The organism is Slackia faecicanis, from assembly GCF_003725295.1.
In the GTDB taxonomy this organism is placed as follows: domain Bacteria; phylum Actinomycetota; class Coriobacteriia; order Coriobacteriales; family Eggerthellaceae; genus Slackia; species Slackia faecicanis.
The window spans coordinates 446,291-459,677 of record NZ_QICB01000002.1; the positions used below are offsets into that span (position 1 = coordinate 446,291).

Sequence of the window (13,387 nt, forward strand, 5' to 3'; positions counted from 1 at the left end):
GGAAAAGGAGCCGGTCGGCTCCTTTTCCTTACATACGCGTGTCGACAAGGCGAACGCATGGTCCCGGCCGAACTCAGGACCATGCGCCGGACAATCGCCGCGATGCTCGCGGACGGCTTGCCTCGACCTGTAAAAGACGGCCGTTACAGGCCGCTTTCGAGAATGCGGTCGACCAGATATCCCTCACGCACGCCGTTGCTGCAGACATGCAAGCTCTCCGCATCGAAATCGTCGAACAGCTCCGTCAGAATGGCAAGGCCGCACGCGATGGTATGCACGCGCTCGGGCGCGATGTGCAGCACGGCGTCCAAAAACGCGCGGCGACGCTCGAATATGTCTTCGACCAGGCGGTGCACGTCGTCGTGCGTCATATCCTTATCGGACGCGCCCCCGCCCAGATGCGCGTTCACCTGGGCCAGCGCACGAATGCTGCCGCCGACGCCGAACAAGCGGCGCACGCGATATTCGGCCATGCCGTGCGCGTCCGCTTCGAGCAGCGCGTGCACTTCGCCCTGGATCGCCGCGAACTCGTCTTCGGTCGGCATGATGTCGGAAACATAGCGGCGATACGAAGAAAGCGAGCCCAGCGGCAGACTCGCGCGCATGACGTCTTTGGAGTCGGCGATCAGCGTGACCTCGGACGAACCGCCGCCGATATCCACCAGCACGCCGTTGGCCAGCGCGTCTTTCGACGACGCGCCGACGAAGCCCAGATGCGCCTCGTCCTCTTCGGACAGAAGCGCGATCGTGCAATCGGCCCTGTCTTCGATCGCCGCGATCGCCTGCTCGCTATTGTCGATATTGCGCAGCACCGCCGTGGCGAACACGTCGACGCGCACCGGCTTGAGATACGACGCGCGCTTCAGGCATTTCTTCACGCACTCCGCCGCGACCTCGATGCCCTCGTCCGTCAGCACGCCGTCGGACACGTACGCCGCCAAGCCCGCCATGCTCTTGCGGTTCAGGATCGTCTTGAATTTCTTGCCGTCGGCGGAAACATCGTACACGCACAGGCGAACCGTGTTCGATCCAACGTCGATGACGCCGTAGTTCATAAACGCGACCTCGCTATCTCAGAAGAAAAGCCCGCGAGGCGAGCTTTTCGTTTCAATACGATCATCTCAGTATAGCCGGCCGCGCAGCCGATGCAGGCGGCGTATGTAAAGCCCGCGTCAAATCATGCGGCGCGAAACGGCCGGAGCAATGCGACGCCTTTATCGCTGCAGGCCGCGCAGAAGCTCGATTTCCTTCGCATAGCCCGGCAGCTCGTTCGGCGTTTCCAGGATGAACGGCAGGTCGCGCAGCGCCGGATGGTTCACGATGCGCTCGAAGGCCTCGATGCCGATGTATCCCTCGCCGATGACCTCGTGGCGGTCTTTATGCGCCCCGCACGGATTCTTGCTGTCGTTGATATGCACGGCGCGCAGGCGGTCGATGCCGAGCACGCGGTCGAATTCCTCCAACACGCCGTCGAGGTCGTTGACGATATCGTAGCCCGCATCGTGGACATGGCACGTGTCCAGGCACACGCCCATATGGTCGGACAGCTCGACGCGGTCGATGATCGCGGCGAGCTCTTCGAAACTGCGGCCGACCTCGGTCCCCTTGCCCGCCATGGTTTCGAGCAGCACCGTGGTGGTCTGCTCGGGAGCGAGCACCTCGTTGAGCACCTCGGCGATCATGGCGATGCCCGCCTCGGCGCCCTGTTTGACGTGGCTTCCCGGATGGAAGTTGTAATAGCTATGCGGCGTGAACTCCATGCGACGCAAGTCGTCGGCCATGGCTTCGCGCGCGAACTGCCTGGCGTGCGGCTTGTCCGAACAGCAATTCAGCGTATACGGGGCATGCGCGACCAGCGTGCCGAACGATTCGGCCTCCATCCACGCCTTCAGCTCGGCGGCATCTTCGGGATCGATCGCCTTCGCCGAACCCCCGCGCGGGTTGCGCGTGAAAAACGCGAACGTGTTCGCCCCGATCGACGAGGCGGTCTTGCCCATGGCGAGAAAACCCTTCGACGAAGAAAGGTGGCATCCGATAGTAAGCATGGCGCATCCGTCCTTCCACGGTGTAATGGCACCTCTGACGTAACATTGATCGCCTGGCATTATAGCGAAGCGAACGAGCGCCGCCGTATGAAGGCGCCGAGCTTCACACGGCGGCGAAAAACCGGAGCCCGCGCGGCATCGGCCCTCGTGCGGCGACGGCTCGACGCGACCCTTCGCCGCACGGCCCGCGCGCCGCCTATCTGTGGCGAAGCCGTGCGCGAGCACCACCCAACCTGACGGTTCGTTGACGAACGCGCCACGCAGCCGCAACGATCCGCGCGGGCCGCTTGAAGCGCGAAGCGGCGGCGTTCATAGTGGATGCATCGACGAAAGGACGAATCATGAAAGCGACGAATTCCCCCGTATCCGAAGCGTACGTCATCGAACGCGACGGCTCGAAGACCGCCGTGCCCATCGGATTCGCCGACGAAAAGCCGCGCGGCCGCCGCGCGAACCCCTCCGCAGGCCCTTACGGCGCGCAAACCGCATCGGGCCCCGGCTTCGCGGGACGCGCCTGCTATTCGAACGGCCAGGCGGCCGCCATGCCGCGCCGAGGCCTGCACCTGGGACGACGCGCCCTGGGCGTGCTTTTCGTCCTGATCGGCCTACCCATGCTGATCTTGCCGGGACCCGGCTTGGCCCTGGTCGGCCTGGGCCTGCTCATGATCGCCATGCCGTAACCGCCGCGCCCTGGCATCCTGGCCGCCCTTCGCCGATCCCCTCCTTGCGACGCTATCGTGGCGCGCCGCATAAACGAAAAGAACCCGCTGTCGAAAAGCGGGTTCTTTTACATTCTCGGGATATGCGCCGACGCGAGCGTCGGCATGCGATGCGCGGCTACAGCGTGCGCAGCGCGACCTCCTTGAGCTGGCGGGTGGTGACCTCGTTGGGCGCGCCCGTCATGGGGTCGGATGCCGAAGACGTCTTCGGGAAGGCGATGACGTCGCGGATGGACTGCTTGCCGGCGAGCAGCATGACCAGACGGTCGAGGCCCAGGGCGATGCCGCCGTGCGGCGGAGCGCCGAGCTCGAGCGCGTGGATCAGGTGGCCGAACTTCTCGTCGATTTCGGCGTCGGTCAGGCCGCAGCGACGAAGCACGCGGCGCTGGAGCTCCTCGGTATGGATGCGGATGGTGCCGCCGCCGCACTCGAAGCCATCCATGACCAGGTCGTAAGAGTAGCTTCCGCACTCGAGCGGAGCCTCTTCGATCTTGTACTGCTCCTCGGGAGGAACCATGGTGAACGGGTGATGCTCTGCGGCGTACTTCTTCTCGTCCTCGTCGTAGCGGAACATGGGGAAGTTGACGACCCACAGAAGCGCATGGCCTTCGCGCGGGATGTCGAGAGCCTCGGCCATGTGCAAACGCAGGGCGGAAAGCACGGCGTTGGCCACGTCGGCGGTGTCGGCCGCGAACAGCACGAGGTCGCCCGGCTCGACATTCAGGGCTTCCTTCATCTTGGCGTAGGTCTCGTCGTCGAAGAACTTGATGATGGGGCTCTTCTCGGCGCCGTCGGTGGTGTAGGCGATCCAGGCCATGCCCTTCGCTCCGTTGGCGGAAGCGATGTTGGCCAGCTTGTCGATTTCGCCGCGGCTCCAGTCGCCTGCGCCCTTGGCGTTGATGGCCTTGACCACGCCGCCGGCCTCGACGGCCTTGGCGAACACGCCGAAGCCGCAGCCGCGCACGATTTCGGTCAGGTTGACGAGCTTCATGTCGAAGCGGACGTCGGGACGGTCGCAGCCGTAGTACTCCATGGCGTCGGCGTACTGCATGCGCTGCAGCGGGAACTCGTGCTCGACGCCTGCGGCGGCCAGCACTTCGCTCATGACGCCTTCCATCATGTCCATGACGTCTTCGCCCTGGACGAAGGACATCTCGATGTCGACCTGGGTGAACTCAGGCTGACGGTCGGCGCGCAGGTCCTCGTCGCGGAAGCAGCGGGCGATCTGGTAGTAGCGCTCGATGCCGCCGCACATGAGCATCTGCTTGAACTGCTGGGGGCTCTGCGGCAGCGCGTAGAACTTGCCCGGGTTGGGACGGGAAGGAACAATGTAGTCGCGGGCGCCTTCGGGAGTGGAGTTCGCCAGGATGGGCGTCTCGACCTCGATGAAGCCGCGCTCGTTGAGCGCGGAGCGCATGGCCTGGGCCACGGTGTGGCGCAGCTTGATCGCGTTGAACATCTCGGGGCGGCGAAGGTCCATGTAACGCCACTTCATACGGGTGGTCTCATCGGTCTCGATGCCGTCTTCGATCGAGAACGGAGGCGTCACGGAGGTGTTGAGCACCTTCACGGCGCTGGCGAGCACTTCGATTTCGCCCGTCGCCATGTTGGGGTTGACCGTGCCCTCGGCGCGGGCGCGCACCTTGCCGGAAACCTCGATCACGTACTCGCGGCCCAGATGCTCGGCGACGGAGAAGTCCTCCGCGCTGACGCAATCGGGGTCGATGACGACCTGGGTATAGCCCTCGCGGTCGCGCAGGTCGATGAAGATCAGGCCGCCGTGGTCGCGGTTGTGCCACACCCAGCCGGTGAGGGTGACCTGGGAATCCACGTCGGATGCACGCAGCTGGCCGCACGTGTGGTCATGCATGCAATATTCGTTAGCGAAATCGGTCATGTGCTTTCTTACTCCTTATCGTCATTCTCGAAAGAGAACACAGCATCAATATTGACGGGCGTCGAGCCGCTGCCGACGAGCTGGCCGCCGAACTGGGACAGCAGACGCTTGGCGGCGTCGATGTCGACCAGCTTCTCGGTGTGCTTCTGCATGCTGCGGATGCGCGCCTTGCCCTGGGCGAGCTCGTCGGGGCCCAGGATGACCACGACGCGCGCGCCGATCTTGTCGGCCATCTTGAACTGGCTCTTCAGGCTTTTGCCCTGGTGGTCCATCTCGACGCAGAGGCCGGCGTCGCGCGCGGCGCACACCAGGTCGAACGCCGCGGGGCGCACGGACTGGTCGACGCAGGCGATGTAGCCGTCGACGCGCTTGGAGCCTTCGCTCAAGGCGCCGGCCGCTTCCAGCGCGAGCACCATGCGCTCGAAGCCGAGCGCGAATCCGAGACCCGGCGTCGGGCGGCCGCCCACCGTTTCGGCGAGGCCGTCGTAGCGCCCGCCGCCACCGATGGCGCTCTGCGAGCCCATGCCCTCGGTGACCTGCACCTCGAACACCGTGCGCGTGTAATAGTCGAGGCCGCGCACCAGCGTGGGGTCTTCGACGTACGAGATTCCCGCCGCATCGAGCAGCGCCTTCACGCTTTCATAGTGGGCGCGGCAATCGTCGCACAGGTGGTCGACGATCTTCGGCGCGGCCTCCATGACGTGCGCGCAGTTCTCGTTCTTGCAATCGAAGGCGCGCAGCGGGTTGGTGTCGGCGCGACGGCGGCACTCCTCGCACATCTCGTCTTCGTGGGCGAGGATGAATTCGCGGACGCTTTCGCGATAGGCGGGACGGCAGGCGTCGTCGCCCATCGAGTTGATGAGCAGGCGCATGTTCTTAGCGGGCACGCCCATGACCTCGAAGAAGCGCATGAGCATGATGATCATCTCGGCATCGGCGGTGGGCTCGGAAGCGCCCAAGCATTCGACGCCGATCTGGTGGAACTGGCGCAGGCGGCCCTTCTGGGGACGCTCGGCGCGAAACATCGGGCCCGCGTAGAACAGCTTCGCGGGCGCGGCGCCCTGCTCGACCAGGTTGTGCTGCACCACCGCGCGCACGACGCCCGCCGTGCCTTCGGGACGCAGCGAAAGCTTCTGCTTCGCCTTGAGGCCGGCGTCGGAGCCGGCGGCCAGGGCGCGCTTGTAGTTCTCGCCGCTGCGGACGACGAACATCTCCTTGCCCACGACGTCGGTCGCTTCGCCGATGCCGTGCGTGAACACCTCGGTCAGCTCGAACAGAGGCGTATCGATCGGCTCGTAGCCATACGTGGAGAACAGCTTCGCCGCGGTGTCGGTCGTCGTGCGCCACAGGCGCGCGACGGCGGGGAGCATATCGGCGGTTCCCTCGGGTGCGTTGTAGGGCATGGTAATCCTTTGCGACGTGGCGTTATTCGTAACGCGATATTTTATCACCACCGCGGCTTCGAACGAAACCGCATCGGGCGCAAACGCGAAAGAAGCAAAACGGCCCCTGGAGCGCCAGGCCTGGCACCGGCCCCCGGGGCAAGCAAGCCTCCCGCCCCGGGCTTCGCCTTCGACCCGAAAAGCGGGGCGGCCCGCAAGCCGCCCCGCTTCGGCGCGGTGGAAAACGCGGCCGCCCGCTACAGCAGCTCGACGAACTCCCAAGGGCGCTTCGATGCGCGCAGCACGCTTTCGCCGCCGAACGCGCAGGCCGCGCCGTCGGCCGCGATGCGGTCGAGCACCTCGGCGTATGCGCGCAGCTTCTCGGGCGTCGCGGCCAGCTTCTCTTCGCGCAGGCGTTCGCGGTAGTCCTCGGGCTTGCCGGAGAACAGCGCCACGTCCTGGCGACGGGCCGTCTGGCGCGGCTTGACCGGCGCGTCATGCGAGGCCACCGTGCTGACGACATAGCCTTCCATCTCGTCTTCGGCGGGCGCGAAGCGCGCAAGCCATGCGCCCGCTTCGTCATAGCGGGCGATCGTGGCGTCGACGCCCGGGTCCCTGAACGAATAGAAGCGGCCGAACCTGTCGGGGCCGATGCGGAATCCGACGCCGTAGGCGCCGCCTTTCACGCGCACCTCGTTCCACAGGTAATCGAACGAAAGCGCGTTGGACAGCACCGCCCAGGCTCCGTCGTAGGCGACCGTCTCATGCACGTCGGCGCCCTTCGCCACGTAGCACACGTCGCCCGGCACGATGAACGCTTCCTGTTTGGCCTTCGGCTCGGGCACGTGGTCGCCGAACGAGAAGCGGCAACGCAGGCCGTCGCCCGGGGCCGTCTGCCCTGACAGTCCGAAATCGCCCGCGATTTCCCAAAAGCGCTCCAGGTCGGCCGTCGAGCCCGTGAAGCTCGCCGCCATGCCGTCCTTCGTGAAAATGCGGTCGCGCACGTCGGCCAGGCGTTTCTGCAGCTCTTCGAATCGCTCGTCGAAATGATCGATCAACTCGCACAGGAACCGGTAGAAATCGACGCCGCCCATCTGCTCTTTGATCACGCCCGACTTGAACAGATACGACGACAGGCGGTTCATCGCGCGCACGTGGCCCTCGCCCATGAACGACTGCTCCATGGAAATGCGGCGCTGCACCAGGATGTCGCGGATCTTGCCCGCGTCGTCGAAGGCCGTGCTCGCCCAGACCTCGCGCGGAATGCGGGCGAGATGCTCGAGCTCTTCGGACAGGGCGCTCGCCGACGCGACCATCTTGAGCGAGAGCTTCGAGGGGTCGGAATCGGACGAATAGGCCTCGGCGAAAAAGCGCAGCGAGCCCAGGTGCGTGCGCATGTGCACGTCGAGCTCGGCCGCGCTGCGCTGCGCGGTGCCGAGGCGGCCCAGCAGCATGCCCAGCAGCGTGACGTAGGGCAGGTCGTCGAACGCAAGCCCGTCCATGTCGAAATACAGCGACAGATAATCGATATGGCGCGTGGGCAAGTCGTGATGAAGGCATGGCACCGGCGTGTCGAGCAGCACGTCGAAGGCCGGGTCGGGCACGGCGGCGCCGATGTCGCTCACCCGCAGGCGCGGAAGCGTCGCCGTGGCTTCGGGCGCGTCGGGCGTCTCCTGCATCAGGCGCAGCGCGGCCACGTCGTCGCGCACGGCCTGGCGGCGGGCGTCGTTCATGGCGGCAAGCGTCTCGGCGAGCTCGGCCTCTTCCTCGGATGCGGCGCCGTCTTCGCCCGGCACCAGATCGACGAGCGCCTTATGGCCGCTTTCGCATACCAGCGCGGCCAGCACGTCTTCGAAATAGCGGCCGTCGAGGCCCGCGCGCATATGGGCGAGCGCGTCTTCATAGCGCAGATACGTGGTGGGCATGGCGTCGTCGTAGAGCCACCCAGCCAGCGCATTCATGGCCAAAGGCACGCCGTCAGCCATTCCGCGGTCGCGTTCGCGCAGGTCGAAGGCCATTTGCGCAAGGGATGCCTCCAACACGTCGCGCGGAATGCCGTCGCGCACCAGGCGCGCCGCTTCGCGTTCGACCGCTTCCATGAACGCCTGCGCCTTGCCCGCTTCGGCGTTTTTCAGCTGGAACAGCGCAACGGGCTGCGCCTGGGAATCGATCAGGTATGCCGTGACGTCGCCGCCCAGGCCCTCGTCGAGCAGCGCGCGCTTCATCGGCGATTCGTTACCGCCCATCAACGCGTCCATCAGCACGTCGCACGCCAGCACGCGTTCGAAATCGCGCGCCTCGCCCACCACGTAGCCCAGGCCGACGCAGGCGTTTTCGGGAGCCGTGTCCATGGTCGCCGTGACGTCGGTGGCGACGCGCGGCGCCTGCACGCCGATTTCGTTGGGAACACCTTCGACGCGCGGACGCTCGACCGACAGATAGCGCTCGTCCAAAAACGACAGCATGCGCTCGGCGTCGACGTTGCCGTAGAGCACGATATAGGCGTTGTCGAGGCGGTAATGGCGCGCGTGCGTGTCGAGGAACTGCTCGTAGGTCAGCTGCGGAATGGCGCGCGGATGGCCGCCCGATTCGAAGGCGTAGCACGTGTCCGGGAACAGCGCCGCATTCACCGCGTGGTAGAGCACGCTTTCGGGGTCGGACAGCGCGCCTTTCATCTCGTTGAACACCACGCCGTTATAGCGCAGGCGCGGCTCGGGCGCTGCAGCGTCGAGCTCTTCGGCGCCTTCTTCGTCGAGCTCGTAATGCCAGCCCTCCTGCTCGAAAATGGCGCGCTTCCCATAGATCGCGGGGTTGAGCACCGCGTCCATATACACGTCGGTCAGGTTCATCAGGTCCTGGTCGTTGGTGCTTGCCACCGGGTACATGGTTTTATCGGGGAACGTGAGCGCGTTGAGGAAGGTCTGCATCGAGGTTTTCAGCAGGTCGACGAACGGCTCTTTGACGGGGAATTTCTCGGAGCCGCACAGCACGGAGTGCTCCAGGATGTGAAAGACGCCCGTGTCGTCGGCGGGCGGCGTCTTGAACGCGATGGAAAACGCCTTGTTCTCGTCGGCGTTCTGCAGGAAAAGCAGGCGAGCGCCGCTTTTCTCATGGCGCATGACGTGCGCCGATCCGTCGATTTCCGAAAGCGGCTCCGACGATTCCACGACGAAGCCGTGCGTGCGGGCGCCGGCTTGGAAATCATGGCTTGAAAGCATGGTGGCTCCTATCGATAAGGGTATCGCGATGGATTATAGACCAAGCGGAAACGGCCGCATCGCGCCTGCACAGCATGTGCGCAGCGCCGGGGCAGCGCGTTTTCAACGCGACGGCCACATACGGCGCCCGCACGCGCACGCGGCTATACAATGGGGCCGAAGCAGGGTGTCGACAGGAGGGCTCTTATGGATATCGCCGTATTCGATGAACACGCCGCGCCGTTTTCGGCCGAAGTCACGCTCGAGGCCGCCGAGACGGACGCCTTGACGACCTGCGCCCTGGCACGGCTCGCCCGCATTCTCAAATGCGCCGAAAGCGATGCGCGCACGCGGGCGGCGCAGCTGCTTACGGCGCGCGAGATGGAAACCTATCTGCGCGAAAGCGTCATGAACCGCGCGGGCGACCGGGCCCTTGCCGAAGCCTGCCCCCCGTTCGTCGGGGAGCCGAAAACCGAGGCGCTGACCGATTTCTTCGAAGGCGCGCCGTTTTCGTTCCGCATCACGGTGCACCCCGTTCCCGCCATGGACCTGGATATGGAAACGCCGATCGCGCGACGCGCGAAAAAGCGCGCATCCGCGCGCGGCGGCGAGCGGACGAATGCGCAAGGATCGGAAGGGTGCGACGAAGCCGCGAAGGCGTCCGAAACGCCGGCCGACGAAAGCCGGCCCGGCCCTTCGGACGACGAAGCCGCAGCGCGCGAGGGAGATTCGCCCCTGCCCCGCGACGTCGAAGGCAGAACCGACGAAGAATTCGTGGCGGAAACGCTGCGCGCGCGCCTGAACGGCACCGTGCCCGATGCGCTCGTGGACGACGCCTTTTCGCGCAAAAAGGAAGAATTCATGGCCGAGCTGGCCGAAAGCGGCATTACCTATCGCGAATACCGCATCGCGAACCGCGTAAAGCCGCAGGATGTGAAAGACGCGCTTGCCGACGAGGCCTTCGACGACCTCACGCGCGACATCGCGCTCGATACCGTTTTCATGAAACAGGGCCTCGAAACGACCGTCGAAGACGAAACGGCCGTGCTGGCGGACATGGCACCCGGCCGCGAAGCATCGCTTCGCGGCGAGCTCGAAGCCACGGGAAAGCTCTGGATGCTCGCGCAGAAAACCCGCCGCGCCACGGCCCTGCGGTGGGCGATGGGCCATCTCCTGGAAAAATAACGCCGGCCACGCCCTTGAAAGCGTGGCCGGCGAACAAAAGCCGAAGCGAATTCGGGACGAAACGCACTTCGCGCGCGCCCAGACAGGACGAATCGTCGCATACTCCAGGCCGCCGCAACGCAGGCGAGGGCGAGCGCGGCGAGTGCAGTCGGCGTGAAAGACCGAGGAAGCGTACTTCGGTACGCGACCAGACGGGACGAATCGCGAGATGTTCCAGGTCGCCGCAACGCAGCGAAAAGCCGCCTGGTGCCTTGGATCGGCCCGACTGGCGCAGGGAGCGTGCTTCGCACGTGACCGGAGCACGGAGGGTCGAGACAGGGCGCCCGGCGGCTTTGCAGCGTCGACTCGTTGCGTCGGCCGGAAGGCCGACGCAACTACTAAGCGTACTTCATCATGATCGAGCGCATGATATCGGAAGCGCGCTCGCAGGTATCGGCCGTGTTCTCCATGCGCTGGAACAGCTTGTCCCAGATGAACACGTCGACGGCCTCTTCGCGCACATCATGTGGATCGGCCGACGGAGAAGCATCCTTGCGGGCGCTCGTGTACAGGTCGTGCATGACCGTGAAGAACAGGTCGTCGGCCTCTTCCTCGACGTCGCCCACTTCCACGATGAGCGGCTTGAGCTTCTTGGCGTTCTTGAAGTTTTTGAACTCGCACGTGGCGGCCTTCAGCGCCTCGCAGCCCTTCAGCAGCAGCTTCGCGAAATCGATCGCGCGCGGATGCATGCCCTGCACGTCGAACATATAGAAGCGTTGGATGGTGGCCTCCATGTAGTCGAGGATGTCATCCATGCTCTGCGTGAGCGAGATGATGTCCTCTCGGTCGATCGGCGTGATGAAATCGGCGCTGACGGCGTCGAAGATATCGTGGCACACCATATCGGCCTCGTGCTCGATTTCATGCGCGCGCTTGATATCGTCCAGAAGCGCTTCGGACGTACGGAAGTTCTCGATGATCTCGATCAGCAGCTCTGCCTCGCGGCATGCCAAATCGGCCTGCTTCTCGAACGCGTCGAAATAGTTGAATTTCTGCTTGAGACTCATCGTGGGCCTTTCTCATGTGGCAAACAGCGGCGCATGTGCGCGCCGACGCGCGGTGCGGCGCGCATTTATACGAAGAGAAGGAATAGCTCGGCCGTCAAGAAGCCTATGAGGCCGCATCCGGGGAAGGTGAGCACCCAGGTTTTCACCATGTCGATGGCGACCTGCCACTTCACGGCGCTCTTGCGCTTGGCGGCGCCGACGCCCATGATGGCCGTCGTTTTCACATGCGTCGTGGAAACGGGCATGCCGGTGAACGTGGCGATCATGAGGCACAGCGTGGCGGAAGCGCTTGCTGCGAAGCCCTGGTACACCTCGAGCTTGACCATGTTCATGGCGACGTTTTTGATGATGCGCTCGCCGCCGATAGCGGTGCCCAGGCCCATATTCACGGCGCACAGCACCATGAGCCACACGGGCAAGGCGAGCTGGGCGGGCTGGCCGAGGCCCGAAGCCAGGGCAATGCCCAGCATGAAGATGCTCATGAACTTCTGGCCGTCCTGGGCGCCGTGCATGAACGCAACGCCCGCGCCGGCGATGATCTGGCCCCAATGAAACACCTGGTTGGCCCTGGCGCGCTGCACGTTGCGACACAGCCGCGCGATGACCTTCGACGTCAGCCATCCCATACCGAATCCGAGGAAGGTCGACAACAAGATGCCGTAGATGACCTTCATCCATTCGCCCCAGTTGATGGCGTCGAAACTGCCCACCGCGGCGATCGCGGCGCCCGTCAGGCCCGCGATCAGCGAATGGCTCTGCGACGTGGGTATGCCGAAGAACCAGGCTGCGGCGCCCCAGACGATGATGGCCACCATGGCCGCCGCCAGGGCCGCGAGCGCGGCTTGGTTATCGCCGCCGAAATCGACCATCTTGAAGATGGTGTTGGCGACGGCGCTCGTGAACACCGAAACGACGAGCAGTCCTAGAAAATTGCAAAGCGCCGCCATGATGATCGCGGGGCGCGGCTTCATAGAGCGCGTCGACACCACGGTCGCGATGGCATTGGGCGCATCGGTCGCGCCGTTGACGACGATGACGGCAACGTTGAGCAGCGTGACGGCAAGCATGAGCGGGTCGGACATGACCCCCATCATGAAGGTTCCGAATTCGACGGTCACTTAGATCCTCCGATCGATCGCGTGCGCCTCGGCGCCGCTCCGCTAAAACGCCTCGATGACGCGACGACGCTCCATGCCGATGGTCGTCAGACCCTCGTGGCCGGGATACACGATCGTCGCATCGGGCAGAGCGCTCAGCTTGTTGCGCAGGCTCGCGCGCATCTCGCGCGCGCTGCCGCCTTCGAAATCGACGCGGCCGGTTGCGCCGCGGAACAGCGTGTCGCCCGAGAACAGCAAGCCGGGCTTGCCGTCGAATCCGGGAAGATACAGGCAGATGCCGCCTTTGGTGTGGCCAGGAGTGTGCAGGACCTTGAACTCGAGCGATCCGAGCTTGATCGAGTCGCCGTCTTTGACCTTGCGGTCCACATGCACGGGGGCCACGGCGTCCCAATCGCCGAAATAGCCGGGCTGGCCGGATTCGATGATCTTCGAATCGAGCGGATGGGCGACCACCTTGGCGCCCGTCGCCTTCTGCAGCGCGGGCAGCGCGACCAGGTGGTCGTTATGGTCATGGGTGCAGACGATGTATTTCAGGTCGAGCCAACCGAGCGCCTTCAAAATGGCGTCGGCATCGCCCGCAGGGTCGACCACCAACGCGGGGGCGCCTTCTTCGCGGCCCGCCGACACGATAAAACAGTTGTTGTCCATCATGCCGATGGTCAGGATGGACACAGGAACGCAGCCGTTGGCGTCGGTGACGACGCGTTTGCGATCCGCACGCATCAATATTCCTTTCGATTCCCCCTCGGCCTTGCGCCGAGAGGCTCTTACGCGAAAACACCGCGCAAGCGGACCCCT

The 13,387-nt window shown here is 64.7% G+C and carries 10 protein-coding genes; 2 read left to right on the forward strand and 8 right to left on the reverse strand.

Features of this window, described 5'->3' with window-relative positions; all coding sequences use genetic code 11:
- Positions 1-143: 143 nt before the first annotated feature.
- Together DMP07_RS04645 and DMP07_RS04650 are read right to left on the reverse strand one after the other, a co-directional pair.
- A complete protein-coding gene (locus DMP07_RS04645) occupies positions 144-1,055 on the reverse strand; it encodes a Ppx/GppA phosphatase family protein (RefSeq protein ID WP_123197968.1) in 912 nt (303 codons plus the stop codon).
- A gap of 159 nt (positions 1,056-1,214) precedes the next feature.
- On the reverse strand, positions 1,215-2,045 hold the full coding sequence (locus DMP07_RS04650) for a deoxyribonuclease IV (protein WP_123197969.1): 831 nt from the start codon (positions 2,043-2,045) through the stop codon (positions 1,215-1,217).
- Positions 2,046-2,386: 341 nt separating this feature from the next.
- Here DMP07_RS04650 and DMP07_RS04655 point away from each other — a divergent pair, with 341 nt between their 5' ends.
- Positions 2,387-2,725: a hypothetical protein gene (locus DMP07_RS04655; protein WP_123197970.1), complete on the forward strand. Its 339-nt coding sequence runs from the start codon at positions 2,387-2,389 to the stop codon at positions 2,723-2,725.
- Positions 2,726-2,882: 157 nt separating this feature from the next.
- On the opposite strand, the gene aspS is transcribed toward DMP07_RS04655, so the two are convergent.
- The 3 genes from aspS to DMP07_RS04670 all read right to left on the reverse strand — a co-directional run bounded on the left by aspS (position 2,883) and on the right by DMP07_RS04670 (position 9,261).
- The gene (gene aspS, locus DMP07_RS04660) at positions 2,883-4,661 is read right to left on the reverse strand and encodes an aspartate--tRNA ligase (RefSeq protein WP_123197971.1); all 1,779 of its coding nucleotides are present in this window, start codon (positions 4,659-4,661) and stop codon (positions 2,883-2,885) included.
- Between the two features lie 8 nt (positions 4,662-4,669).
- Entirely contained in the window at positions 4,670-6,064 is a 1,395-nt protein-coding gene (gene hisS / locus DMP07_RS04665) for a histidine--tRNA ligase (protein WP_123197972.1), read from the reverse strand.
- Positions 6,065-6,300: 236 nt separating this feature from the next.
- Complete coding sequence (locus DMP07_RS04670) at positions 6,301-9,261, reverse strand: insulinase family protein (RefSeq protein ID WP_123197973.1); 2,961 nt, start codon at positions 9,259-9,261, stop codon at positions 6,301-6,303.
- A 186-nt stretch (positions 9,262-9,447) separates the two neighbouring features.
- Here DMP07_RS04670 and DMP07_RS04675 point away from each other — a divergent pair, with 186 nt between their 5' ends.
- Positions 9,448-10,425, forward strand: a complete 978-nt coding sequence (locus DMP07_RS04675; protein WP_161957026.1) for a SurA N-terminal domain-containing protein — start codon at positions 9,448-9,450, stop codon at positions 10,423-10,425.
- A gap of 377 nt (positions 10,426-10,802) precedes the next feature.
- Here the strand turns inward: DMP07_RS04675 and DMP07_RS04680 are convergent, their stop codons facing one another.
- The 3 genes from DMP07_RS04680 to DMP07_RS04690 all read right to left on the reverse strand — a co-directional run bounded on the left by DMP07_RS04680 (position 10,803) and on the right by DMP07_RS04690 (position 13,312).
- Entirely contained in the window at positions 10,803-11,471 is a 669-nt protein-coding gene (locus DMP07_RS04680) for a DUF47 domain-containing protein (protein WP_123197975.1), read from the reverse strand.
- Positions 11,472-11,536: 65 nt separating this feature from the next.
- Complete coding sequence (locus DMP07_RS04685) at positions 11,537-12,589, reverse strand: inorganic phosphate transporter (protein ID WP_123197976.1); 1,053 nt, start codon at positions 12,587-12,589, stop codon at positions 11,537-11,539.
- Between the two features lie 42 nt (positions 12,590-12,631).
- Complete coding sequence (locus tag DMP07_RS04690; RefSeq protein ID WP_123197977.1) at positions 12,632-13,312, reverse strand: MBL fold metallo-hydrolase; 681 nt, start codon at positions 13,310-13,312, stop codon at positions 12,632-12,634.
- Positions 13,313-13,387 lie beyond the last annotated feature (75 nt).

What these genes read in the sequence shown, in the direction of transcription:
- DMP07_RS04645 (WP_123197968.1), bottom strand. Translation starts at nt 1,055, where the DNA reads ATGAACTACGGCGTCATCGACGTTGGATCGAACACGGTTCGCCTGTGC.
- DMP07_RS04650 (WP_123197969.1), bottom strand. Translation starts at nt 2,045, where the DNA reads ATGCTTACTATCGGATGCCACCTTTCTTCGTCGAAGGGTTTTCTCGCC.
- DMP07_RS04655 (WP_123197970.1), top strand. Translation starts at nt 2,387, where the DNA reads ATGAAAGCGACGAATTCCCCCGTATCCGAAGCGTACGTCATCGAACGC.
- aspS (WP_123197971.1), bottom strand. Translation starts at nt 4,661, where the DNA reads ATGACCGATTTCGCTAACGAATATTGCATGCATGACCACACGTGCGGC.
- hisS (WP_123197972.1), bottom strand. Translation starts at nt 6,064, where the DNA reads ATGCCCTACAACGCACCCGAGGGAACCGCCGATATGCTCCCCGCCGTC.
- DMP07_RS04670 (WP_123197973.1), bottom strand. Translation starts at nt 9,261, where the DNA reads ATGCTTTCAAGCCATGATTTCCAAGCCGGCGCCCGCACGCACGGCTTC.
- DMP07_RS04675 (WP_161957026.1), top strand. Translation starts at nt 9,448, where the DNA reads ATGGATATCGCCGTATTCGATGAACACGCCGCGCCGTTTTCGGCCGAA.
- DMP07_RS04680 (WP_123197975.1), bottom strand. Translation starts at nt 11,471, where the DNA reads ATGAGTCTCAAGCAGAAATTCAACTATTTCGACGCGTTCGAGAAGCAG.
- DMP07_RS04690 (WP_123197977.1), bottom strand. Translation starts at nt 13,312, where the DNA reads ATGCGTGCGGATCGCAAACGCGTCGTCACCGACGCCAACGGCTGCGTT.